The organism is Virgibacillus subterraneus (genome assembly GCF_900110695.1).
In the GTDB taxonomy this organism is placed as follows: domain Bacteria; phylum Bacillota; class Bacilli; order Bacillales; family Amphibacillaceae; genus Lentibacillus; species Lentibacillus subterraneus.
Map to the genome: position 1 here is coordinate 811489 of NZ_FOEH01000001.1, position 25577 is coordinate 837065.

At 37.3% G+C, this 25577-nt stretch carries 19 protein-coding genes; 17 read left to right on the forward strand and 2 right to left on the reverse strand.

Annotation, left to right across the window (positions count from 1 at the left end):
- Positions 1-67: 67 nt before the first annotated feature.
- The 6 genes from BMY13_RS03835 (at position 68) to BMY13_RS03860 (ending at position 7112) form a co-directional block, all read left to right on the forward strand.
- Positions 68-1057 carry a sugar-binding protein gene (locus BMY13_RS03835; RefSeq protein ID WP_092502671.1) on the forward strand — a complete coding sequence of 330 codons (990 nt, stop codon included), beginning with the start codon at positions 68-70 and terminating at the stop codon, positions 1055-1057.
- Entirely contained in the window at positions 1054-2466 is a 1413-nt protein-coding gene (locus tag BMY13_RS03840) for a sensor histidine kinase (protein ID WP_092502673.1), read from the forward strand. Before BMY13_RS03835 ends, BMY13_RS03840 begins: the two co-directional genes overlap by 4 nt.
- Before the next feature lie 11 nt (positions 2467-2477).
- Complete coding sequence (locus BMY13_RS03845; protein WP_092502675.1) at positions 2478-3887, forward strand: response regulator transcription factor; 1410 nt, start codon at positions 2478-2480, stop codon at positions 3885-3887.
- A gap of 121 nt (positions 3888-4008) precedes the next feature.
- Positions 4009-5268: an ABC transporter substrate-binding protein gene (locus tag BMY13_RS03850; protein WP_092503422.1), complete on the forward strand. Its 1260-nt coding sequence runs from the start codon at positions 4009-4011 to the stop codon at positions 5266-5268.
- A gap of 87 nt (positions 5269-5355) precedes the next feature.
- Positions 5356-6291, forward strand: coding sequence for a carbohydrate ABC transporter permease (locus BMY13_RS03855; protein WP_425445136.1), 936 nt, complete (start codon positions 5356-5358; stop codon positions 6289-6291).
- On the forward strand, positions 6291-7112 hold the full coding sequence (locus BMY13_RS03860) for a carbohydrate ABC transporter permease (protein WP_092502677.1): 822 nt from the start codon (positions 6291-6293) through the stop codon (positions 7110-7112). Before BMY13_RS03855 ends, BMY13_RS03860 begins: the two co-directional genes overlap by 1 nt.
- A gap of 967 nt (positions 7113-8079) precedes the next feature.
- Here the strand turns inward: BMY13_RS03860 and BMY13_RS03865 are convergent.
- Complete coding sequence (locus tag BMY13_RS03865) at positions 8080-9279, reverse strand: ROK family transcriptional regulator (protein WP_092502679.1); 1200 nt, start codon at positions 9277-9279, stop codon at positions 8080-8082.
- Positions 9280-9524: 245 nt separating this feature from the next.
- On the opposite strand from BMY13_RS03865, the gene BMY13_RS03870 reads away from it, so the two are divergent.
- From BMY13_RS03870 to BMY13_RS03885, 4 genes are all read left to right on the forward strand, one after another.
- Positions 9525-10832: an extracellular solute-binding protein gene (locus BMY13_RS03870; protein WP_092502681.1), complete on the forward strand. Its 1308-nt coding sequence runs from the start codon at positions 9525-9527 to the stop codon at positions 10830-10832.
- A 369-nt stretch (positions 10833-11201) separates the two neighbouring features.
- Entirely contained in the window at positions 11202-12080 is an 879-nt protein-coding gene (locus tag BMY13_RS03875) for a carbohydrate ABC transporter permease (protein WP_092502683.1), read from the forward strand.
- A 22-nt stretch (positions 12081-12102) separates the two neighbouring features.
- On the forward strand, positions 12103-12924 hold the full coding sequence (locus BMY13_RS03880) for a carbohydrate ABC transporter permease (RefSeq protein ID WP_092502685.1): 822 nt from the start codon (positions 12103-12105) through the stop codon (positions 12922-12924).
- 30 nt (positions 12925-12954) lie between these two features.
- Positions 12955-14562, forward strand: a complete 1608-nt coding sequence (locus tag BMY13_RS03885) for a glycoside hydrolase family 43 protein (protein WP_092502687.1) — start codon at positions 12955-12957, stop codon at positions 14560-14562.
- Positions 14563-14620: 58 nt separating this feature from the next.
- Here BMY13_RS03885 and BMY13_RS03890 read toward each other — a convergent pair whose 3' ends face one another.
- Positions 14621-15247 (reverse strand): YesL family protein, encoded by a 627-nt coding sequence (locus tag BMY13_RS03890; RefSeq protein ID WP_092502689.1) that lies wholly within the window; start codon positions 15245-15247, stop codon positions 14621-14623.
- A gap of 259 nt (positions 15248-15506) precedes the next feature.
- Between BMY13_RS03890 and xylA the strand changes: the two genes are divergently transcribed.
- The 7 genes from xylA (at position 15507) to araA (ending at position 25086) form a co-directional block, all read left to right on the forward strand.
- A complete protein-coding gene (xylA, locus tag BMY13_RS03895) occupies positions 15507-16832 on the forward strand; it encodes a xylose isomerase (protein WP_092502691.1) in 1326 nt (441 codons plus the stop codon).
- A 4-nt stretch (positions 16833-16836) separates the two neighbouring features.
- Positions 16837-18336 carry a xylulokinase gene (gene xylB / locus BMY13_RS03900; RefSeq protein WP_092502693.1) on the forward strand — a complete coding sequence of 500 codons (1500 nt, stop codon included), beginning with the start codon at positions 16837-16839 and terminating at the stop codon, positions 18334-18336.
- Between the two features lie 140 nt (positions 18337-18476).
- Positions 18477-19901, forward strand: coding sequence for an endo-1,4-beta-xylanase (locus BMY13_RS03905; protein ID WP_092502695.1), 1425 nt, complete (start codon positions 18477-18479; stop codon positions 19899-19901).
- Between the two features lie 92 nt (positions 19902-19993).
- Positions 19994-20977, forward strand: coding sequence for an aldo/keto reductase (locus BMY13_RS03910; protein ID WP_092502697.1), 984 nt, complete (start codon positions 19994-19996; stop codon positions 20975-20977).
- A gap of 197 nt (positions 20978-21174) precedes the next feature.
- Positions 21175-21867 carry an L-ribulose-5-phosphate 4-epimerase gene (araD, locus tag BMY13_RS03915; protein ID WP_092502699.1) on the forward strand — a complete coding sequence of 231 codons (693 nt, stop codon included), beginning with the start codon at positions 21175-21177 and terminating at the stop codon, positions 21865-21867.
- A 13-nt stretch (positions 21868-21880) separates the two neighbouring features.
- Complete coding sequence (locus BMY13_RS03920) at positions 21881-23551, forward strand: ribulokinase (RefSeq protein WP_092502701.1); 1671 nt, start codon at positions 21881-21883, stop codon at positions 23549-23551.
- Positions 23552-23601: 50 nt separating this feature from the next.
- Positions 23602-25086: an L-arabinose isomerase gene (gene araA / locus BMY13_RS03925; protein WP_092502703.1), complete on the forward strand. Its 1485-nt coding sequence runs from the start codon at positions 23602-23604 to the stop codon at positions 25084-25086.
- Positions 25087-25577: the final 491 nt, after the last annotated feature.

Genomic DNA, 25577 nt, shown 5'->3' on the forward strand with positions numbered 1-25577 from the left:
GTTAGGGTATTATTATTTTAACTGCTCCATGGTAAGATAGAAACATAATTGGTAAGTAGGTGGCAGTATGAACAGTAATTCCAGATTTTTACTCTATACGTTGAGCGGTGTTTTATTTGTCATTAGCTTTGTTGGTATGCTGATTTATGGATATAAGGCATTTTATATAGAAGCTGAAAAAGTTGAATCTGATGATTATACCTATCATTTTGCTTTAATTGCTGAAGAAATTGAAAACGATTACTGGCGTTTAATTGAAGAAGGCGCCAAAAATGCTGCTTTGGAAAATAATATTTATTTGGAATATATGGCACCGCAAAAAGCTGACAATGACGAATTGTTGAAATTACTGGACCGAATGATCTCTGCAAAAGTTGATGGAATCCTTACACAGGGTGTTGAAGGGGATCGCTTTGTCGATTTAGTACATAAGGCAATTGAACGTGGAATACCGATTATCACGGTCGACACTGATGTGAAAAGCAGTGAACGAAATGTATATGTAGGAACTGATAACTTCTATGCCGGTCAGCTGGCTGGGAAGACTATTATCGAAAATACTACTGGCGAACAGTATGTTGGAATTATTACCGGCCGTTTTGATGCGATAAACCAGCAGGAAAGGCTAGAGGGCTTGAAACAAGCATTTAAAGCTGAAGAACGTATTCATATTGTTGATATCAAGGAGTCCAATATAACTGAAGTAGGTGCGACTCAAGCAACTTATTCGCTGCTTAAAAACTATCCGTCGATAACAGCGTTAGTTGGTACAAGTGCCCTTGATGGGATTGGTATGGTACAAGGAATTAATGAAATAGCATCCAGGAAAGATATTTATATTACTACGTTTGACGTTCTGCCGGATACGCTTTCTTTGATTCGTCATAATAAAATTGATGCAACTATTGCACAGTACCCGAAAGAAATGGGATATAAATCAGTGGAAGTAATGATGGAACTTCAAGGTGAAGGAATGCTGAATAGTGAAGTTTATACTGAAACGAGGATACTCGAGAAACAGGACTTGAAAGGTTTTCAAAATGGTGGAAGCAAATGAAGACAATTCGTGGAAAGCTAATCGTTTACTTCTTTGTATTTGTACTGCTATTTCAGGTAACAGCAATTTCTATTTTTATCAGCTCAAATGATTTAACAAACGCCTATAACAAAAGTTTTCAGAGATTTTTATTGTTGAATTCTATTTCAGAAAAGACCAAAGATTTATATACATATACCAAAACATTTGTAACTGAATCGGAAGCAGAAAATGCGGTAAATTATTATGATACAAAAAAACAGCTTCAAGAGGAAAAAGAGAAACTGGAATCTACTTTTTACTATATAGAAAAAATAGAAATGAAAAATTACACTAATCTAATTGAAACATTTATTCATGAAAGTGAACTTACGGTTGGATTTGTTATAAAGGATGACATTGAACAGTACCTTTTTCATCTGGAGGAAACCAGTAATGCATCAGGGTACATTCAGGAATCAACATTGGAAATGATGGATTTAGAAATGACTGCTTATAAATCATTCTATGAAGACTTACAGTTACGTAATAATAACTTTTTGCTATTTACTATTTTTCTTTTTGTTACAACAAGTATGATCGCAATCTTTTTCGCACTTTGGTTTTCGAAGGGGATAACACGTCCAGTGGGAGACCTGTCTCGTGCTGCAAAGGAAGTTTCCAAAGGGGATTTGTTAGGTGAACCAATCAAAATTCAGTCGAATGATGAATTGAAATTACTTGGTGATACGTTTAATCACATGCGGTCAAATATTCATGAATTAGTTGAGGAAATAAAGGACCAATCAGAATTGGACCGTCTGCTTAAGGAAATGGAGCTAAAGCATTTACAAAATCAGGTTAATCCACATTTTTTATTTAATACATTAAACACAATATCTAAAATGGCGTACCTAGAAGATGCCAAATCCACATCGTCGCTGATTGATTCTGTTGCAAAGCTTCTTCGTCATAGTTTGGGTGAAATTGAAAGCAGCGTTACTTTAGCGGATGAAGTGGATGTTGTCAAAGATTACTTTCATATTCAAAAAACTCGTTTTTCCGAACGAATTATTTTTAATTTAGATGTTGATGAAAAATGCCTAGATGTGAAGGTTCCTCGTCTAACCCTTCAACCGTTAGTAGAGAATGCGTTTATTCATGGTATTGAAGGAGAAGAGGATGGTGGCATTATTAAACTGCATATCTATCAACGTGAAACTAATATTATTGTTGAAGTTAGCGATGATGGAGTGGGAATGGCGCAGGATAAAGTGAATGAACTCGTTTCATTAATGAAACAACCGGAGCATGTAGGTCACTCAACTGGCATAGGATTGACTAATGTTATCCGCCGTCTGCAGCTTTTCAATCAAAATTCGCATGTCGTGGAAATAGAGTCGGATATAGGGGTGGGAACAACGATTCGATTATTTCTGCCTATGGAGTAAGGGGGGATATAATGCGCGTATTAATTGCTGAGGATGAATTGCTGGAACGAAAAGCGATGAAAAAGTTTATAGAAAGTAATTTTACTGATATGCGTATTGTTGGGGAAGCACAGAATGGTAGAAAGGCAATCGAACTAGCAGAATCAACACATCCCGATATTATTTTTATGGATATAAAAATGCCGGGGATAAATGGTCTTGAGGCGATTAAAGAGATCACCAAGCATGATCCTTCAATAAAGTTTATCCTGGTATCTGCTTATGATTCGTTCGGTTATGCAAAACAGGCCATGAACTATGGGATAAAGGAGTATATTCTAAAGCCCGGAAAAAAAGAGGAAATTGTGCGAGCAATACTCCGTGTTAAAAAAGAAATCTTGCATGAACGTGAACAACAGGACGAAAAGAGAAAGTTATTTAAAGAGCGTTTATTTACAAAATTGATGCATCAACCAGTTTCAGAAGAGGCGTATGACATACAGCAGATGTATTTTCCCGAAATGCAAACTGGGTATTTTTTGGTTGCAAAGTTAAATAGACTTGTAGATGAAGACACAGTTGAGCTTATTTTAAAAAAGCATATTAGGCATTCTTTTATCTTTAACATGACTGAAGAGCGACTTTCTATTTGCGTTTTGGTGACGATGAATATTGATAAAGCGGAGGTACTAACTGTGGCTCGAAGGATTCAATTGGAAATCGGGGAGAATTGCTTTATTGGAGCAGGATATCCGTGTGAATCCCTTGAAAATTTCCCGAGATCATATCAAGAAGCACTTACTGCTAGCTACCAGTTAAATAAAGTGAAAAAGCGGAACTACGGGTTTCTAAGAGAAAAAGAGAATGATAGAAAAGAGATTATAACACGTCTGCTTGCAGAGATTGGAAAAGGTAATGACCGATATTCTGTGGATATTTTTAACGAGGAAGATTTTACAACCAGTGACCTGGAAGAAATTTATTTTAATATAAGACAATTGCTGGAAGAACGGGGTATTTCAATTCCTGACAGTTCTATATCTGAATTGAACTCACCTTATGACTGGCATACATTTATTACGATTTGTTGTATGAATTTACAAGAATACTATCAATCCAAACAGTACATTGCAAAGGCTAAGACATTTGTTGAGGAAAATTACTGCAACGGAGTGACGTTGGAGGAAACTTCAGCATATGTCGATTTAAGCCCCAATTACTTTTCAAATGTATTTAAACAGGAGTTTGGGCAGACATTTATAGATTATGTGACGAAACTTCGTATGGAAAAAGCAAAAGGTTTAATTCAGGAAAATGTTTATTCATTGAAAGAGATAAGCTATATGGTTGGATATAATGACCCAAATTATTTTAGCAGGGTTTTTAAAAAGTATTATCAGATGTCCCCTAAGCACTTTCAATACGAAATCTTTAAAAAGTGAAGGTAATAGTAAAAAAGTGCTGTAATTAATATTCTGTAAACACCTAGATTTTTTTACAATTAGGTATGAAAGCGTTATCAAACAAAAGGGGGATTTATTTGTGAAGAAATTATATGGAATTATGTTTCTTTTAGCGTTGGCACTTGTTGTTTCTGCATGCAGTTCAGAATCATCTGGGTCTGACGGTGATTCTGATAGTGGAGAGAGTGCTAAAGAAGTAGAAATCTTTAGCTGGTGGACAGGTGCTGGTGAGGAAGATGGCCTGTTAGCCTTAATTGATTTGTTTGAAGAAGAACATCCGGATATTGCAGTTGAAAATGCTGCTGTAGCTGGTGGGGCAGGCACGAACGCGAAAGCAGTACTTGCAACTAGAATGCAAGGTGACGATCCGCCATCAACATTCCAGGTTCACGGTGGAGATGAATTAAACGAAGGCTGGGTTGCAGCAGATAAAATGCAACCACTAAACGACTTTTATGAAGAAAATGGCTGGATGGATAAATTTCCACAGGAATTAATTGACTTGGTCAGTAAAGATGGCAACATTTATTCAGTACCAGTAAATATTCATCGAGGAAATGTAATGTTTTATAACATGCAAGTGTTCGAGGATAACGGAATTGAGGTACCAACAACATTTGATGAGTTTTTTGAAGTAGCAGATGAGTTAAAAGCTGCGGGCATAGATCCACTAGCATTAGGGGACAAAGAATCGTGGACAGCGACTCAGATTTTTGAAAATGTTCTATTAGGTGTTTTAGGACCTGACGATTATAAGAAACTTTTTGAAGGTGAAATTGGCTTTGACGATGAGCGAGTCGTAGAAGCAACTGAGAAATTTGGTAAAATGCTTGATTATGTAAATGAAGATCATGTTTCACGTAACTGGCAAGATTCAGGTCAGTTAGTTGCAAATGGTGACGCGGCAATGATTAATATGGGTGATTGGGCAAAAGGATATTTCGCAAATGACTTAGAATTGGAAACAAATAAGGACTTTGGTTACTTTGAATTCCCTGCTACAGACGGTGAGTTTGTTGTTATTACCGACACATTCGGATTGCCAAAAGGGATAGATAATCCTGATGATGTTAAGAAGTTTCTTTCAGTATTAGGATCTGTGGAAGGACAGGATGCCTTTAATCCATTAAAAGGTTCAATTCCAGCACGTGTTGATGCTGACGAATCTAACTATGATCAGTATGGTAAAGATACGATGGCTGACTTCCAGGAAGCACGATTAGTTCCAAGTCTTGCGCATGGCTCTGCAGCATCAGAAGGGTTTTTAACAAAAGTAAATCAAGCTGTAAACATCTTTGTAACACAACGTGATGTTGACGCCTTTGTTCAGGCACTAGAAAGCGCAGCACCGGAAATGTAATAATTTAGCAGATTTGAGGCTGCCTCATATAATTTGGCAGCCTTTTTTCTTTACAACATGAAACCTCGATGTGAGGAGGGTATTAATTTGGAGGAAGTAAAGAAAAAACGCAATAGGAAATTTTCAAAAGATCAGTGGACAGCTATTGCGTTTTTAATTCCGTCCGTTATTTTAATTTTTATTTTTGTATATGGATTTATTGGTTGGACTGGGTATGTATCGGTAAGTAATTGGAATACACTTGTACCGGATTTTTCATTCGCGGGCTTGAAAAACTATATCTTTCTGTTTAATGATTTCCGTTTTCAATCTGACTTGCGAAATACCTTGTTTTTTACAATTTTATTTATTGGATTCGTCATAATATTAGGGATGGGGATAGCAGTTCTACTAGATCAAAAGCTAAAAGGGGAATCCTTTTTTCGTAATATTTTCTTGTTCCCAATGGCGCTATCCTTTGTAGTTACTGGTGTTGTATGGCAATGGCTTTTAAACCCATCAACAGGATTTAATCAGTTCTTGAGTGTGTTTGGAATTAAACCAAAATGGTACACTGATACAAACATTTTGGCCGGTTATGAATGGGGAAGTATTGAGTTCGGGTTGCCAGTGGCCATTATTGCAGTTGTTATTGCTGCAGTTTGGCAGATGACAGGATTCTCGTTAGCAATGTATTTAGCCGGATTACGTGGTATTCCGGATGAACTGCGGGAAGCTGCCAGAATAGATGGTGCTAGCGAATTTCAAATATTTCGCAGAGTTATTCTTCCAATGTTAATGCCGATTACGATGAGTGTTATTATTATCATGGCCCATATCTCTCTGAAAATATTTGACTTAATTTATGCCATGACCGGTTCCGGAGCAAATTTCGTTACGGATGTTCCTGGTGTTTATATGTTCGAAACAACATTCAGAGGAAACTATTATGCGAATGGGGCTGCTATAGCAATTATCATGTTACTTTTAGTAGCAATATTTATTGTTCCGTACCTTTGGAATAGTAGAAAGGGTGATAATTAATGGCAGCACTTAATATTGGGAAAATATTAAAATACTTTATATTAATTTTTCTGGCAGTAATATTTTTAATGCCAATCTATGTAATTCTTGTCACGAGTTTGAAGCCTTTAGACGAGGTATCACTAGAGAGCATGTGGGCTTTACCAACATCAATAGATTTTAGTTCATATGTGAGGGCGTTTACAGAACTAGCACCAAACCTTTTGAATAGTATTTACCTTGTTGTACCAGCAACATTGTTATCAGCATTGTTAGGAGCGATGAATGGATATGTGCTTTCTAAATGGAAATTTAGAGGGGCAGATACAATTTTTACGTTTATTTTGTTTGGAATGTTTATTCCATACCAAAGTATTTTAATACCAATGATACAATTTTTACGTACAATCGATTTATATAATACTATTCCAGGACTAATACTTGTACATGTTGTCTATGGATTGCCAATAACAACTTTAATGTTCCGGAACTTTTATGCGAATATTCCTGATCAGATGATTGAGGCCGCAAAAATAGATGGTGCGAACTTCCTGGGTATATTCCGACATATAATCATTCCGTTATCAATTACCGGATTTGTCGTTGTGGCGATTTGGCAGTTTACTAACATCTGGAACGAATTCTTATTTGCAGTAACTATTACGACATCAGATAACCAGCCGATTATGGTTGCTTTGCAAAATCTTTCTGGAAGTCAAATTGTCCAATGGAACGTGCAAATGGCCGGTGCATTACTAGCAGCTCTGCCAACATTATTAGTCTACATTTTTTTAGGGAAATATTTTGTTCGTGGACTATTGGCAGGGTCAGTGAAAGGGTAACAAGCAAGCGATCACTTCTAATATAAAGAATTATGCTTCAACAGATAAGAGGCGGGACATAACTAAAACATTCACTTTAAATACGAATAACAACAGGACAGGATGTTTAGAACGTTCACTTTCAATGGCTGGATCTAATACGTAGTTGATATAAACTGCGAATTACTTTTTATAAAATTTGAGTGCTATTATGCCGCTCCGGAAATACACTTCGCGCACCTAGGGCGGCTGATGAGCCTCGCTGCGTAGTCTCATCTAGGCCTCAGCTCCCACAGGAGTCTACGTGTATTTCCTCCGGTTTTGCTTACTTATTCAAAAAAATAAATGCATATTGTGATGATATAAACAAGATTTTAGACCATCTAAACCAGCAGTTGAAATATGCGAGACTCCTGTGTGGGACAGCGAGCCTAAGAGACCCCACAGGGAGCGTTCTTTGCGAGCGAGGAGGCTCGTGGTGAGCCCACGGCTAAGGAAGACACTGTGAATGCATAAGCTTGAACAGATGTCGCCTTTGTACCCGGAGTGGTGAAAGCGAGTATATTCCAACTGCGCGGTTAGTGAGCCTCACTAAATGATATTAATCGAATCTATGTCGCAGTTTATATCTAATCAGCAACATTAGAAAACAAGACATTCATCAAGCCTTTTGGTGAATGTCTTGTTGCACTTATTCAGTAAGAAAGTAGTTATACTTTCTTAACTGCAAAATAAATCCGAACTAATGAATTTTAAATCATAGTTTGGATTTTACCTTGACTAAAACATTTTTTTCCCGGCCTCTTCCTATTGCAGTTAAGAAGGTGTAAACCCTTCTTATTGCATAGGTAAAACTTAGGCTTTCACCGTTAGAGCTTAGCGATAAGCCAAGTATTCTAATATTTTAGTTGTGAGTTGAAGTCTTAAGGTGGTCATCGTTTCAGTGTAGTATCTTCGATAAAAAAGGAGTGACGATTACTTTTATGCTTTATGCTTCTAGAGCCTTTTTCTCGAAATTTACATTTAAAAATTTCTCTGCTGTTATAGCGGCTACTCCAAGAGCAGTGGAGTGGATGTTTAATTCCGAAAAGTAAATGTTTAAATCACTATGCTGATACCATAACGTATGTGTTTTCATTCTGTTTTCTAGTGTTTTCTTAAGCCATTTTTCAGAGGTAGCAATCCGGTTACCAATAATGATTTGGTCTGGGTTAAAAATATTTATTATATTATTCACGCCGATTCCTAAATAATCCCCGATTTTTTCAAATAGCTGAATAGCATCTGGATTGTTGGCCTCAGCTAATTTATTAATATCTTCGAGTGTTAGTTCATTATTACCTTCTGGGTATATGCCCAGTTGTTTAGCTTCGTTTAATAAAGCTTGTTCAGATGCGTATAATTCCCAGCAACCTTCATTACCACAGCGGCACTTAAGTCCATTGGCTTGGATTGTCATGTGTCCTAATTCACCGGAAAACCCTTTACTGCCTTTAAAAAGTTCTCCATTAAGGATTAAGCCTACCCCTATTCCAATACCTGCACTGATATAAATAATATTGTCGACGGTTTTTCCTACCCCGAATTTTTTTTCTCCGTAAGCACCAGCATTTGCTTCGTTTTCAATCGTAACAGGTACATCATATTTTTCTTCTATAACTGTTTTTAAGTCTACATTTTTCCAGCCTAAATTAGGTGCTAATAATACTTCACCGTTTGTACTTACCGTCCCTGGTACGCCTATGCCAATTCCGACAATCCCATATGGACTCGAAGGCGCAGAGTTTGTTAAATAATCAATTACTTCAAATAGCCTTTTTTCTAATTCTTCATACGAAAGCTGACTGTAATTGATTTTTTTTTCGTAGCAAATGTTTCCTTGAAGATCGGTTAATGTCCCAAGTAAATAATTAACACCTAAATCTATACCAATAGAGAACCCGGCAATTTGGTTGAAATGTAGCATGACAGGTCTTCTGCCACCACTTGATTGTCCTGGGCCTGATTCGGTAATCAGCTGTTCCTGAAGCAGTTCATTTACCAAAGAAGATACAGTTCCTTTATTGAGCCCAGTTTTATGAGCAACATCTGCCCGTGAACTCGGTGAGCTAACTTTAATTGTATGCAGCACTAATGATTTGTTTCCTTTTTTAACGACGAATTGATTCCATGTTTGATTTATTCCCATAATTACCGTGTTCTCCTTTTCCTTAGATATTTAATTATTGTAGGCCACCTTTATTCAGAACGTTATTAATTAGTATAAGTATAACACCATTTAAAGAAGTTATAAAAAGCGAGACCTCTATTTAACTATTATCGACAACTAAGTATTATTATAAACTTTGTTTATTCAGTAGACAAACGATGATTTGTTTGCTATTCTATACACATGGAATTAGAAAGCGTTTACAATAACGAGGGGGTATAAATATGTTGAAGAAGAAATCAGTATTATTATTTGCTTTACTAGTTTTGGTACTGATGGTGTTTGCTGCCTGTTCTGAAGATGGAGATGCTAGTGGAGATGAAGCTGAAGGTGATAAAAAAACAATTGAGTTTATGCATTTGTGGCCAGAGGGTAGTTCAAAAGACCACTACGAAATTGTTAATAAAATTGTAAGTAAGTACGAAGAGGATAATCCCGGTGTAAAAGTTGAATTGGAGATTCTAGGTAATGAGCAATACAAGGAAAAACTGAAGGTACTTTCGGCATCCGGAGAACTACCTGATGTTGGAATGACATGGGCAGCAGGATTTTTAAAGCCTTATGTTGAAGGGGAGATGTTCGCTCCTTTAAATGATGTGTTAGACAGTGGTTTACAGGAAAACTTTGTGTCTGGAACAACTGAAGCGTATGCAATGGATGGGAACACATATGGACTTCCGTTAGAATTAAATATCGCACCTATTTTCTATAATAAGGCAATATTTGAAGAGAATGGTTTGGAAGTTCCAAAGACATATGAAGAATTCAAAAACGTTGTTGATACATTACGAGAAAATAATATTGCACCAATTGCTTTAGGAAATAAAGACCGGTGGACTGGTTCATTATGGTATATGTACCTGGCTGACCGTATTGGTGGAGCGGAAACACTAACTAATGCAATTGATCGATCTGGCTCGTTTGAAGATCCAGCACTAGTAAAAGCAGCGGAAGAAATACAAAGTTTAACAGAACTGGATGCGTTTAATGAAGGTTATAATGCCCTTGCTGATCAGGAGGCTAAAAGCTTATTTATGAATGGTCAAGCCGCTATGTATTTAATCGGATCATGGGATTTGCCTAACTACACAACGAACGAAGATGTGCCACAAGAATTCAGAGATTCGGTTGGTTTCTTTAACTTCCCAACTGTTGATGGTCAAGGAAGCTTGAACAGCTGGGTTGGTGGACCAGGAGTTGGATTATTTGTAGCAGAAAACTCTGAGGTTAAAACTGAATCTAAAGAATTTGCTTCTTACTTTGTTGAACAATGGGGACAACAAGCTGTAACAGATGCAGGGGTTATCCCAGCAACTAAAGTTGATACGAGTTCTGTTGATCTCCCAGAAATGTATATTAATGTACTGGATGAATTAAGCGCGGCGGAGAATATTACACTATTTGCCGATGTTCAAATGGATCCTGATGTAGCACAGGTTCACCTGGATGCAATTCAATCATTATTTGGCGGGGAAATAACACCAGAGAAGTTTACTGAACTACAAGAAGAAGCGCTTGCTGAAGGTGAATAGAATATAAGTAGAAGAAAAAGCTTTAATTGTATGTCCACAGGCTGTCGATAAGAAACTCGACAGCCTTATTTTTTTGGTGAAAAAATAGGGCCATAGTAATCTGCTATACTATTACTACTAGCTACAAGTTTACTGATATAAACTAAACTGATATAAACTTTGTTTATCCACTAGACAAACAGCTCGTATTTTGATATTCTAAAACTGCACTTTAATAAGAATGGTATAGTACTTATTAAAGTTTTTTAATTATAAAAAAGAAAACGGTTACAATGAAGTTTGGTGAAACATATGAAGCGCAAAGGTTTCAATAAGAAAATTAGTTTACTAGCTTAGCGATTTATATACAATCATTTGGGGGTGAAGGTTTTGAATAAAGTTATGTCTAACAAGCTAATGATTGCATTGTATATACTTCCTGCTCTTCTGCTGATTGCTGTATTAATCTACATACCATTATTTCTGACAGGCTATTATGGCTTAATGGAGTGGGATGGAATCGGTGATATGCAATTTATTGGTCTAGAGAATTATATTAACGCTGTCCAAGATGAGAAGTTTTGGGATAGTGCCATGCATTCCTTTTTACTGGCGGCCTTTTCTACATTAAGTTTAGTAATTTACTTAGCAATATCCCTTATTTTGGCCTCGAAAATAAAAGGTGCAGGTCTGCTTAGGAAAATATATTTAATACCAATGCTGCTGTCTTCTGTGGCGATTGCGCAACTTTGGATTAAGATTTATAATCCGGCGAATGGTATCTTAAATAGTCTTTTAAGAGGCTTAGGCATAGAGAATACCCCCGTCTGGTTAGGGGATCCAAATATCGTATTGTATGCTATCTTTATTCCTATTTTATGGCAGTATGCAGGCTTTTATATATTGATTTATTATGCAGCTCTTAAAAATATCCCTGATTCACTAATTGAGGCAGCCAAAATTGATGGAGCTTCTCCTTTGCAGATAGCCTATAAAGTAAAATTACCTCTTATTATGGGGGTTATAAAGGTAACTATTGTATTGGCTATTGTTGGGTCATTGAAATACTTTGACTTAATTTATGTTATGACTGGCGGAGGTCCAAGTGGAGCAAGTGAAGTAATGGCTTCTTATATGTATAAATTAGCATTTTCAGTCTCTGACTTTGGCTACGGAAGTGCAATTGGCTTCCTATTATTAATCATTACACTTATTGTCACAGTATTCATCCGCAAGTTAACTGCTACCGATGATGAAGTGCAGTATTAGAAGGGAGAAGGAGGTTAAATACATGAATCGTATAGGATATTTAATTCTTTACTTTTGCTTAGGGGTAGTAGGAGTCTTTCAGATTTTTCCGTTAGTATGGCTTGTTCTATTTTCTTTAAAAGATACTAGGGAAATTTTCGGGGGATCTCCACTCGCACTCCCACAGGAACTGAAATGGGAAAACTATATTAAGGTTTGGCAAGGTGATATAGGAGTATATTTTTTCAATAGTGTTTGGTATACGGTTGTGGCTATTTTACTAACTGTCTTATTAGCAAGTATGGCCACTTTCGCTATCACACGGATGCGCTGGAAGCTCAGTTCGTTAGTATTAGGTTTATTTATGGTCGGTTTAATGATACCAATCCATTCAGCACTGATACCACTATTTAAAATGTTCCTAACCGTTAATTTAATTGATAATCCATTTTCGATTATCATTACGTATACTGCTTACAACCTTCCAATAACGATGATGATACTGTTAGGTTTTTATTATACCCTGCCACGTGAAATTGAGGAGGCTGCAATCATAGATGGCTGCTCTATTAATCGCTTGTTTTTTCGTATTATCATACCGATGACAATACCAGTAATGTCAACAACGGTTATTATAAACATGATTTACAATTGGAATGAATTTGTATTTGTTAATACCTTTATTAGTTCAGATAAGTATAAGACATTAACGGTGGGAATTCAAAACTTTGTTGGACAATATATGACTGACTGGGGTGCAATCGGAGCTACCCTCGTAATTAGTATTGTTCCAATTTTAATTGCGTTCTTCTTCTTCAGTAACAAAATTGTCGAAGGGATTTCAGCGAGTGCAGTAAAAGGATAAGAAAATATAGAGAGGTAGAGGTGGATTTAAATGGCTATTATTCGAAATCCAATATTAACAGGATTTAATCCGGATCCAAGTATTTGTCGTGCTGGAGAGGATTACTATATTGCTGTTTCTACATTTGAATGGTTCCCGGGAGTAGGAATTTATCACTCGAAGGATTTGAAGAATTGGCGGTTAATTTCGCGTCCACTTAACCGGCTGAGTCAGCTTAATATGATTGGTAATCCTGACTCAGGAGGCATCTGGGCGCCCGCGCTTTCCTATAGCGATGGGAAGTTCTGGCTTATCTATACTGATGTCAAGGTAACAGAAGGGAATTGGAAAGATAGTCATAATTATCTTGTCACATGTGAGACGATTGATGGTGACTGGTCAGAGCCAGTACACTTAAACAGTTCAGGATTTGACCCATCTTTATTTCATGATGACGATGGCAAAAAATACTTAACAAATATGCTGTGGGATCATCGTTCAGGAAACCATGATTTCTATGGTATTGTGCTCCAGGAATATAATGTGAATGAACAAAAACTTGTTGGAAAAGCAGAAGTTATATTTAAAGGAACAGACATAAAATTAACAGAAGCGCCTCATTTATATAAAATAAATGGTTATTACTACTTGTTAACTGCTGAAGGTGGTACAAAATATGATCACCAAGCTACAATTGCCCGCTCAAAAAATATAGGTGGGCCATACGAAGTTCATCCTAGTAATCCATTGATTACTTCTTGGCCATACCCTAGAAATACATTGCAGAAATCAGGGCATGCTTCGATGGTTAAAACACATACAGATGAATGGTTTTTAGTTCATTTAACAGGAAGGCCATTGCCAAGAGAAGGCCAGCCCTTGTTGGATCCTCGTGGATTTTGTCCTCTTGGCAGAGAAACAGCAATTCAGCGATTGGAATGGAAAAATGACTGGCCATATGTCGTTGGAGGTAATCAGCCTTTATTAGAAATTGAGGGACCATCAATAGAAGAAGTGAAATGGGAAAAAGATTATCCTGAAAAAGATGACTTTGATTCAATTGAATTAAACCCTCATTTTCAGACATTACGTGTTCCATTAGGGGAGAAGATTGTCTCGCTAAACGACAACCCCGGGCATTTACGATTATATGGAAAAGAATCGTTGTCATCAAAGTTTACTCAAGCATATGTGGCACGGCGGTGGCAGCACTTTGAATTTATTGCAGAGACAAAAGTAGCTTTCAAGCCAGATACTTTTCAGCAATCTGCAGGTCTAGTAAATTATTATAATACGCAAAACTGGACATCATTGCAGGTCTCCTGGCATGAAGAGAAAGGCAGGATACTAGAGATAATGACCTGTGATAACTTTACCTTTAATCATCCGTTTAAAGGTAAAGAAGTTGTTATCCCTGATGATGTGGAATATGTGTACCTTCGGGTTGATGTACAGACAAACATTTACGAGTATTCCTATTCATTTGACGGTAAAAACTGGACAGTTATCCCAATTCAATTTCCTTCCTATAAACTGTCAGATGATTATATTCAAGGGGGAGGATTTTTTACAGGCGCATTTGTTGGCATGCATTGCCAGGATACATCTGGCCAAAGCAAGCACGCTGATTTTGATTATTTTACTTATAAAGAAAAATAAAATACAGGCAGAGAAAAATTCCAGCTTAACTCTTGTAGAAGAGTTGCTGGATTCTTTTTCACCCTCTTGAACGTTTTCCTTTTTTTTCAACTTTTGAAAATGCATTTAGACAAAGCCACATCGTAATAAATGCATAAAAGCTTGCACCAAATATAAAGACCAAAGCTGGCACTGCTTCCATAATAAAATAAATGGATATGAGACTTACAATAATTAGTAAACTATGAAGCGGAGTAATTAACATTACAAGAAAAGCATTCTTGATCACTTTCCGCAATTTTAAATCATAATGAACAAATGCCGGGAAGATGTAGAAAAAGAATAATAGAAACAGGAACATATATATATACAATGGTAAATACGTTAATCTAAGTAAATCGTTTACATTTACCTCTATAAATAAAAAGTCGATTCCTATAAGTATGACTAACCCACTGATAAATACGCCAAGTAAATTACTTTTTATAAAATCTTTTTTGTAAAAATTCCAGAATGATTTAAAAACTGGAATGTCTGCTTCGCCATAGAGCCATTTTCGTATCACGGCGAACAAGGATACTGTAGCAGGGAAGATGCCTAATACGATGCCGCCTGCTAATGTGAACACTATCCAGAGCAAATTTACATAGGCAAACCTTGTAATCCATTCTAATACACTATAAATAAAGCCACTTGTACTATTCAAGGTGGAATCCTCCTTTCGGGATGTTCCATGTGATCCATTATAAATTAATCATTTATCCAAGGGAAGAAGGTTATCACATGTTTATTATAAACTTTGTTCATGTGATAGACAAACTAACTTTTGGTTGGTATACTTTTATGTAAGCAGTTACATTAACGTAAAACATACATACCTTACGGAGTTTAAATTTAGACTGTTTGATGTATGCGATTTCAAAATCTTCAATTAAGACATTATAAATTATTGGGAGGTTATTATAATGACATTTTTTAACGATATTGGGCAGATAAAATACGAAGGAGCGAATTCAACTAATCCATTTGCGTTTAAATTTTATAATCCGGAAGAAAAAGTAGGCAATAAAACGGTAGAGGAATACCTTCGTTTTGGGGTTGCCTATTGGCATACATTTACAATGGATGGTTCCGATCCATTCGGTGCCGGTACGATGGTTCGGCCATGGGATAAATATAAAGGGATGGATTTGGCTAAAGCTAGATTAGAAGCTGCCTTTGAATTCTTTGAAAAACTGAATGTACCATATTTTTGTTTCCATGATGTAGATATTGCTCCTGAGGGAAGCAATTTAAGGGAAACGAATAAGAATCTGGATACGATTGTTGACCTGATGAAGGGGTATATGAAGGACAGCAAAACTAAATTACTTTGGAATACAGCGAATAACTTTACGCACCCTCGTTTTATTCATGGAGCAGCTTCCTCTAATAATGCAGATGTTTTTGCTTATTCGGCTGCAAAAGTTAAAAAAGGATTGGAAATTGGTAAAGAACTGGGTGCAGAAAATTATGTATTCTGGGGTGGACGTGAAGGCTATGAAACACTTCTTAACACAGATATGAAACTGGAAATGGATAACTTGGGAAGATTTTTTCATATGGCTGTTGATTATGCTAAAGAGATAGGTTTTGATGCTCAATTTCTAATCGAGCCTAAGCCGAAAGAACCGACTACACATCAATATGATTTTGATGTAGCCAGTGGATTTGCCTTTTTACAAAATTACGATCTTCAGGACCATTTTAAGTTTAATATTGAAGCAAATCATGCAACACTGGCCGGGCATACATTTGAACACGAACTTAATTATGCACGTATTAATGATATGTTAGGCTCAGTTGACGCTAACCAAGGGCATCCATTGTTAGGATGGGATACAGATGAATTCCCTACAGATCTGCATGCTACAACATTAGCAATGTATGAAATTATTAAAAATGGTGGTCTCGGCCGTGGCGGATTAAACTTTGATGCGAAGGTTAGAAGAGGTTCATTTGAGCCGGGGGATTTATTCCATGCTCATATTGCCGGGATGGATAGCTTCGCAGTCGGGCTAAAAGTAGCGCAAAAACTAATTGATGATAACGTTCTTGAGGAAATTGTTGAAAACAGATATAGCAGCTACAAGGAAGGGATCGGTTTGGATGTTGTTCAAGGAAAAACTGATTTTCAAAAGCTGGAGGATCATGCTTTAGGATTATCTGAAATCAGCCATCAATCCGGACGTCTGGAACAAATTAAAGCGACATTGAATCAATACTTATTAAAAGCTTATGCTGGGGAGTAATGCTATGAAATATGTAATCGGTATCGACTTAGGAACCAGTGCGGTAAAAATTTTACTGGTTAACAAAAATGGTGAGGTTGAACACGAAATCTCAAAGGAATATCCTTTAATTCAGGAAAGAACCGGCTACAGTGAACAGGATCCCAAAGTATGGGTGGAACAGACATTTGCAGGTTTGAAAGATTTGCTGACAAATAGCACAATTAGCCCTGATGAAATTGAAGGTATTAGTTTTGCCGGACAAATGCATGGCTTAGTTTTGCTAGATGAAAATAATGAAGTACTACGTAACGCTATTCTTTGGAATGATACACGTACGACTGAACAATGCCAGCAAATTTATAATGCTGTAGGCGAAGAGAGATTGCTAGATATAGCGAAAAACCCTGCACTAGAAGGATTCACATTACCAAAGCTGTTATGGGTAAAAGAACATGAACCAGCATTGTTTAAAAAAGCCAGGAAATTTGTTTTACCGAAGGATTACCTGCGCTATAGACTAACAGGCCAACTGCACATGGAATTTTCCGATGCTGCAGGCACATTACTATTGGACATAAGTAAGAAAGAATGGAGTACAAAGATTTGTAATTTAGTGGACATTGATCCAAAGCTTTGCCCTCCATTAGTTGAGTCACATGCTGAAGCAGGTAAGATAAGTGCTGAAGTTGCCGGCATTACTGGCCTATCGAAATCAACAAGCGTATTTGCCGGTGGCGCAGACAATGCCTGTGGTGCGATTGGTTCAGGAATTCTAGAGGATGGAAAAACGCTTTGCAGTATTGGTACCTCTGGTGTTGTCCTTTCCTACGAAGATAGTGATAACAAAGATTTTCAAGGTAAGGTTCATTATTTTAACCACGGGGCACCTAATGCTTTTTATACAATGGGTGTTACCCTATCGGCCGGGCATAGCCTCAGTTGGTTTAAAGATGTCTTTGCCAAGGATGAATCGTTTGAGGATTTAGTATCTGAAGTGAATTCTGTTCCAATTGGATCTAATGGATTGTTGTTCACGCCTTATTTGGCAGGCGAAAGAACTCCACATGCAGATGCTGCGATTCGGGCAAGTTTTATTGGCATGGATAGTTCACATCAGCGAAAAGATTTTGTTCGAGCGGTTCTCGAGGGAATCACTTTTTCCTTAAATGAATCGATTAACATATTCCGCAATAATGGAAAGACGATTGATTCGATTGTTTCAATTGGTGGAGGTGCGAAAAATGATGTTTGGTTACAAATGCAGGCTGATATTTTCGATGCCAGAATCATTAAACTTTCAAGTGAGCAGGGTCCTGGAATGGGAGCGGCAATGTTAGCGGCATACGGCTGCGGGTGGTTTGATTCATTAAGCGATTGTGCGGATGATTTTTTACAAGTAGAGAAAGAGTTTATTCCGGATAGGGATAATGTTGAAATCTATAAAAAGTTATTCGGTGTATATCAGGAAATATATGGTCTGACGAAAAAAATGAATGAAGCACTTTTAGAATTCCGCAAATAAATATACTCACTAAAAAAAGGCTATCTCAGACGTTTTCAACGCTATTTGAGGTGGTCTTTTTAATATATCAGAACTTTTATTGGGGGAGGTGTCTATCGGTTTAGTTTTTTTCAAAATGATTATAGAAAGGGGAATGTTTGATGTTAAAAGTTCTAGGAGTAACAGTTGTTACAGGGTTAGCTTTGTCGTTATTATTACCTGCAGGGACAAGCGTAGCCGATGCAGAGGAGGGGTATGAATCAAAAAGTGCTTTAGAGGTAACGCCGCTTGGAAAAAGATATGAAGATTCCTTTCCTATTGGGGCTGCTGTTGAACCGTATCAGCTGGAAGGAATTCATGGAGAGGTATTGAAGCGCCATTATAACAGCATTGTTGCCGAGAATGTGATGAAGCCTATCAATATTCAGCCACAAGAAGGAAATTTTAACTTTGAAGAAGCAGACAAAATTGTTCAGTTTGCGAAAGAGAATGACATGGATTTGCGTTTCCACACGCTTGTTTGGCATAGTCAGGTACCGGAATGGTTTTTCCTGGATGGGGAAGGAAATCCAATGGTAGATGAAACAGATCCTGAACAGCGAGAAAGAAATAAGAAGATTTTACTTGAACGTCTGGAAACTCACATTAAGACTATCGTAACGCGCTACAAGGATGAAGTGGATGCCTGGGATGTTGTCAATGAAACAATTGACCCTTATGCATCTAATGACAGAGGCTTACGTGAATCTAAATGGTACCAGATTACTGGAACAGACTATATTAAAAAAGCTTTTGAGACAACGAGAAAATATGCCGCAGAAGATGCCAAATTATTTATTAATGATTATAATACCGAAGTAGAACCAAAGAGAGACTATCTGTATGATTTGGTAAAAGATTTACTGGACCAAGGGGTTCCAATTGATGGAGTAGGACATCAGGCACACATTCAAATCGGTTGGCCTTCTATTGAAGATACAAGAGAATCTATCAATATGTTCACTGGTTTAGGATTGGATAATCAAATTACCGAGTTAGATGTTAGTCTTTATGGATGGCCGCCAACTCCTGCTTTTGCAAACTATGATGAAATCCTAGCAAGTGGACGTCTGTTCGATCAAGCAGAGCGGTACAATCAGTTATTTGAGCTCTATGAGGAATTAGATGATAAAATCAGCAACGTAACATTCTGGGGTATTGCCGATGATCATACATGGCTTGATGATCGTGCAGAAGATTATAATAATGGAGTTGGGAAAGATGCACCATTTGTCTTTGATCCAAATTTCAATGTAAAACCATCCTATTGGGAAATGATGGATTATAATTTAAACGAGATGAGAATACTTATTGGTGATTTTGGACAAGACGGAGAGTTTGAAAACTATGGTACTGCTAGATCATTACAGGCGCACTTGGATTCGGTGATTAACTTTGAAGATAAGGGTGAGACTGAGAAAGCTATTGATCATATGGACAAATTTATTAAAAAGCTTGAAAATGAGAGGGAGAATGAGCTGATATCTGAGTCTGCATTCGGTACTCTCAAACAGAACAGTACTTATTTATTAAGGCAGTGGCAATAGTTACTTAAGGCAAAAAACATGTACCAGCATCATGCTGGTACATGTTTTAAACTAATTTTAAAGTCTTTAATTAATTGGAGGATTTAAACTATATGAAGTATAACCAACTAGGAAATACAGACTTAAAGATAAGTGAGTTAAGTTTTGGCACATGGGCTATTGGCGGTGCATGGGGCAAACTGAACGATGATAATGCATTACGTGCTTTGGACCGAGCGATGGATAAAGGTGTTAATTTCTTTGATACCGCAGATGTTTACGGCGATGGTCATAGTGAGGAGCTTTTAGCAAAGGCAACAAAGGGAAGAGAAGATTCCATTCAAATTGCCACTAAATTTTGCCGCGCCGGTGATATTCATGATCCAAAAAACTATTCCATGGAGCGTGTAGCAGAGTACTGTGAGGACAGCTTAAGAAGATTGAATCGTGATCAGATAGATTTGTATCAAATTCATTGTCCTCCAATGGAGATTCTTAAGGACGGCAGTGTGTTTGAAGCGTTAGAAAAATTAAAGAAACAAGGGAAAATTCGCTATTATGGCGTAAGTGTTGAGACAGTTGAAGAAGGGTTATATTGCTTGGAACATACAAATGCAAGTTCATTACAGGTTATTTTTAATATTTTTCGTCAGAAGCCTTTAGAGGAATTATTACCAAAAGCAAACGATAATGGGATAGGTATCCTAGCTCGTGTACCATTAGCAAGCGGACTGCTTACCGGAAAATTTAGTGAAGATGCTACGTTTGAAGAGGATGACCATCGTAATTTTAATCGTGATGGTCAGGCATTTAATGTTGGTGAAACGTTTGCTGGACTTGAGTTTAACAAAGGAGTTGAACTAAGCCAGAAGCTAGATTGGATTGAAGATGGCAGGGGTACTATGACCCGTGCGGCACTGAAGTGGATTTTAGAACATAAAGAAATTTCCAGTGTTATTCCGGGATTCAAAAATATGAATCAAGTAGAGGATAATTTACAAGCACTTGATGTAAAAGGATATTCACCCGAAGAACTGGAGTGGCTGGCATCATTTTATCGTCAGGAGGTACATGGACATATACGGGGAGTTTATTAAATAAGAAAAATTTTATAATAGAGGGCAGGCTATATGCTTGTCCTTTTTTGATGCTTTTTATTACAGGTATTTTTAAAGGTTGTTTCTAAGGATAATAGAATTATTGTGTTGATTGTACGTACAAATTATATTATTATTAAGATATGAACGGTATCTCATACGTACAAGAATAATTTTTAGTGAAGGGTGTGAAAAATATGTTGGAAAATTTAAAGCAATCAGTACTGGATGCTAATTTAGCACTTCCAAAGCATAATCTTGTTACTTTTACTTGGGGAAATGTAAGCGGTATCAACCGAGAGCGTAATTTAGTAGTGATAAAACCAAGTGGAGTTTCTTATGAAGAACTTTCACGTGACGATATGGCGGTCGTTGATCTGGAAGGAGATGTAGTTGAGGGTGATTTGAATCCATCTTCAGATACTCCTACCCATATTGTTCTATATAAAAATTTTAAAGAAATTGGCGGTGTTGTACATACACATGCACCATGGTCAACAAGCTGGGCACAGGCTGGCAAGGATATTCCTGCTTTAGGAACCACACATGCAGACTATTTCTATGGAGGAATACCTTGTACAAGATCAATGAAAGACATTGAAATCAATGGTTCGTATGAACATGAAACCGGAAATGTGATTGTGGAAACCCTACAAGATATAAATCCACTACAAATGCCAGGTGTGCTTGTTAATAGTCATGCTCCTTTTACATGGGGCAAAGATCCAAGCGAGGCGGTTCATAATGCTGTTGTGTTAGAGGAAGTGGCTAAAATGGCATTGCAAACGTATCAGTTAAATCCAGCCATTTCGGATATAGATCAAGCATTGTTGGATAAACATTACTTAAGAAAGCATGGATCAAAGGCGTATTACGGACAAAAGAAATAAGGGGGAAGGCATTATGGCAAAAAAATATACGATTGGTGTAGATTATGGAACGGAATCAGGCAGAGCTGTTCTTGTTTCATTAGATGACGGCATGGAAGTGGCTGATCATGTAACACCCTATAGACATGGGGTTATTGATCAGACATTACCTGAATCAGGCGTTGAACTTGGCCTAGATTGGGCTCTACAGCATCCACAAGATTATATAGAAGTTTTGGGGAACTCTATTCCAGCTGTTTTACGTGAATCAAGTGTAGATGCCAGTGATGTTATTGGGATTGGAATTGATTTTACTGCATGTACAATGCTGCCTATTGATGAGCAAGGAGAGCCGTTAAGCAATAATCCATCCTTCAAGGATAACCCGCACAGCTGGGTAAAATTATGGAAGCATCATGCAGCACAAAATGAAGCAACAAAATTAAATGAAATTGCTGAACAGCGCGGGGAGGATTTCTTGCCAAGGTATGGTGGTAAAATATCTTCGGAATGGATGATTGCAAAAATATGGCAAATTCTCAATGAGGCTCCAGAAATCTATGACAAAACAGATCAATTTGTGGAAGCAACGGACTGGGTGATTTCGAAGCTTACTAATAATTTGGTGCGTAATAGCTGTACGGCTGGTTATAAGGCAATTTGGCATAAACAAGAAAGTTATCCTAGTAAGGATTTTTTCAAATCATTGGATCCACGCTTGGAAAATTTAGTAGAGTCAAAGCTTCGTGGTGATGTTGTTTCATTAGGTACCAATGCTGGTGGACTTACTACAGATATGGCGAAACTTACGGGATTAATCGAAGGTACTGCTGTTGCTGTTGGGAATGTTGATGCCCATGCTGCAGTGCCGGCTATGGGCGTGGCTGAGCCAGGTAAATTAGTGATGGCTATGGGTACTTCTATATGTCATATGCTTTTAGGAAAAGATGAAAAGCAAGTGGAAGGTATGTGTGGTGTTGTTGAGGACGGTATTATACCTGGTTTTTACGGATATGAGGCAGGTCAATCAGCTGTTGGTGACATTTTTGCATGGTATGTGGATGAAGCTGTGCCTGATTATGTAAAAAAAGCGGCTGACGATGAAGGTGTTAATGTTCATCAATGGCTAGAAGAAAAGGCTACCAATTTTAAACCTGGTGAGACGGGATTATTGGCACTTGATTGGTGGAATGGTAATCGCTCCGTTCTTGTTGATACTGACCTTAGCGGGCTGTTAGTGGGAATGACACTGCAAACGAAGCCAGAGGAAATTTACCGTTCATTATTGGAGTCAACAGCATTTGGAACTCGACAAATAGTTGATGCGTTTCATGAAAATGGAGTAGAGGTTAACGAGCTTTATGCTTGTGGAGGATTGCCGCAAAAGAACAAGCTTATAATGCAGATTTATGCTGATGTGACGAATCGTGTTATTAAAATTGCAGATTCAATGCAAACACCAGCGTTAGGAGCTGCTATGTTTGGAGCAGTTGCAGCAGGTGAAGATAATGGAGGATATAGTTCAATATTAGATGCAACAAGGAATATGGCAAGAATTAAAGATGAAGTAATCAAGCCTATCCCTGAAAATGTAGCAATATATGAAAAATTGTATCAAGAGTATTCAACACTTCATACATATTTCGGTCGTGGTGAAAATGATGTTATGAAGCGTTTAAGAGCCCTTAGAACTGACTATAAATAATTCATCAATAAAATAATATACCAGTCAAAACAATATGGGAGGAAAACAAAATGCTAACGTTAAAACCTTATGAATTTTGGTTCGTAACTGGAAGTCAGCAACTGTACGGCGAAGATGCACTAAAGGAAGTGGGTGACCACTCCAAAACAATTACAGATAATTTAAATGAAAAGGCTGGTTTACCTTTTAAAATTGTTTTTAAAACAGTACTGACAAATTCAAATGATATCCGAAAACTAATGCTGGAAGCCAATAGTGATGAGAATTGTGCTGGATTAATTACCTGGATGCACACTTTTTCACCAGCAAAGATGTGGATTGCAGGTCTTAATGCACTTCAAAAACCTTTGCTGCATTTACATACACAGTTTAATCGTGATATACCTTGGAAAGATATTGATATGGATTTTATGAACCTGAATCAGTCTGCACATGGAGATCGCGAGTTCGGTTTTATTGGAACTCGTATGAATATCCCAAGAAAAGTAGTTGTTGGTCATTGGGGGAATGACGAGGTAATATCGAAAATTGGTAGTTGGATGCAAACGGCCGTAGCAGTGACAGAAGGAACAAACATTAGAGTTGCACGATTTGGTGATAACATGCGAAATGTTGCGGTAACCGATGGTGATAAAGTAGAGGCGCAAATTAAGTTTGGCTGGACAGTTGATTACTATGGAATTGGTGATCTGGTTGAAGAAATGCGGGGGGTCTCTGATAAGCAATTGGAAGGCTTATTCAATGATTATAGTGAGTTGTATGATTTACCTGCTGAAGCCCATAAGAGCGGTCCAGTAAGAGATTCCATTTTAGAGCAAGCTCGTATTGAATTAGGTTTAAAAACTTTTTTATCGAAGCGAAATTACAATGCTTTCACAACTAATTTTGAAGACTTACATGGAATGAAACAACTACCCGGACTTGCTGCGCAACGCTTGATGACAGAAGGGTATGGATTTGCTGGTGAGGGCGATTGGAGAACAGCGGCTTTACTTCGAATGATGAAGGTTATTTCCGGAAACAAAGGCACATCCTTTATGGAGGATTATACGTACCACCTGGAACCTGGTAATGAAATGGTGCTTGGCTCGCATATGCTTGAGGTTTGTCCAACCGTTTCTGCAACCAGACCAAAAATCGTTGTAAACCCACTGGGTATTGGCGGAAAAGATGACCCGGCAAGACTCGTGTTTGACGGACAAGGAGGTAATGCTATCAACGTCTCATTAATTGAATTGGGTGGAAGATATCGACTTGTTGTGAATGAAGTGCAAGCAGAACAACCTAATCAAGAAACACCAAAATTACCTGTTGCAAAAGTACTTTGGAAGCCTGAACCATCTCTGAGTGAAGGAACAGAATCTTGGATTTATGCAGGCGGAGCGCATCATACCGTATTTTCATTAGATGTAACAACCGAACAATTATATGATTTTGCTGATATGACGAATATAGAATGTGTTGTTATTGATAAAGATACAGTTCCACGTAAACTGCGTAATGAATTAAAGTTGAGTGAAGCTGTATGGCAGTAAAGAATTGAAAGAGAAGGAATTTTTCCAGAGATTTGCTAAAAAGCAAATCTCTGTTTTAAGTAAAATTATTACCTCTATAAAGGCGCTTATACGTTCCACTTACTATTAAAATAGTTGTGTGTTGGTTATGACAAGATATAGTATTTTGAAACATGGTTATGCCTAAAATATTAGATGGATACCCTCTACCAAATCAGAGAATTAATCGAAAAATAAGTTGTTAATGAAACATTTAAACGTTAGTAGTTATACTGCAAGTCTTGCAATAGGAGGTTTGGTGGCAGAAGTTTTTGAGCAAAAATTGATTGTTCTTGAATAGATAGTGGAGTTAGACAAATTGAGGTCACTCTTCAGGTAAGGGTTAAAACCTCTTGCAATTGTGTTTAATGATAAAATAATATTATTTTATTAAATTTTCAGTAAATACTTAAATATACTTGAATTGTTCGGTAAAGTTATTTATAATAAAGCCAATACAACTTATACGTACA

What these genes read in the sequence shown, in the direction of transcription:
- BMY13_RS03835 (WP_092502671.1), top strand. Translation starts at nt 68, where the DNA reads ATGAACAGTAATTCCAGATTTTTACTCTATACGTTGAGCGGTGTTTTA.
- BMY13_RS03840 (WP_092502673.1), top strand. Translation starts at nt 1,054, where the DNA reads ATGAAGACAATTCGTGGAAAGCTAATCGTTTACTTCTTTGTATTTGTA.
- BMY13_RS03845 (WP_092502675.1), top strand. Translation starts at nt 2,478, where the DNA reads ATGCGCGTATTAATTGCTGAGGATGAATTGCTGGAACGAAAAGCGATG.
- BMY13_RS03850 (WP_092503422.1), top strand. Translation starts at nt 4,009, where the DNA reads ATGTTTCTTTTAGCGTTGGCACTTGTTGTTTCTGCATGCAGTTCAGAA.
- BMY13_RS03860 (WP_092502677.1), top strand. Translation starts at nt 6,291, where the DNA reads ATGGCAGCACTTAATATTGGGAAAATATTAAAATACTTTATATTAATT.
- BMY13_RS03865 (WP_092502679.1), bottom strand. Translation starts at nt 9,279, where the DNA reads ATGGGAATAAATCAAACATGGAATCAATTCGTCGTTAAAAAAGGAAAC.
- BMY13_RS03870 (WP_092502681.1), top strand. Translation starts at nt 9,525, where the DNA reads ATGTTGAAGAAGAAATCAGTATTATTATTTGCTTTACTAGTTTTGGTA.
- BMY13_RS03880 (WP_092502685.1), top strand. Translation starts at nt 12,103, where the DNA reads ATGAATCGTATAGGATATTTAATTCTTTACTTTTGCTTAGGGGTAGTA.
- BMY13_RS03885 (WP_092502687.1), top strand. Translation starts at nt 12,955, where the DNA reads ATGGCTATTATTCGAAATCCAATATTAACAGGATTTAATCCGGATCCA.
- xylA (WP_092502691.1), top strand. Translation starts at nt 15,507, where the DNA reads ATGACATTTTTTAACGATATTGGGCAGATAAAATACGAAGGAGCGAAT.
- xylB (WP_092502693.1), top strand. Translation starts at nt 16,837, where the DNA reads ATGAAATATGTAATCGGTATCGACTTAGGAACCAGTGCGGTAAAAATT.
- BMY13_RS03905 (WP_092502695.1), top strand. Translation starts at nt 18,477, where the DNA reads ATGTTAAAAGTTCTAGGAGTAACAGTTGTTACAGGGTTAGCTTTGTCG.
- BMY13_RS03910 (WP_092502697.1), top strand. Translation starts at nt 19,994, where the DNA reads ATGAAGTATAACCAACTAGGAAATACAGACTTAAAGATAAGTGAGTTA.
- araD (WP_092502699.1), top strand. Translation starts at nt 21,175, where the DNA reads ATGTTGGAAAATTTAAAGCAATCAGTACTGGATGCTAATTTAGCACTT.
- BMY13_RS03920 (WP_092502701.1), top strand. Translation starts at nt 21,881, where the DNA reads ATGGCAAAAAAATATACGATTGGTGTAGATTATGGAACGGAATCAGGC.
- araA (WP_092502703.1), top strand. Translation starts at nt 23,602, where the DNA reads ATGCTAACGTTAAAACCTTATGAATTTTGGTTCGTAACTGGAAGTCAG.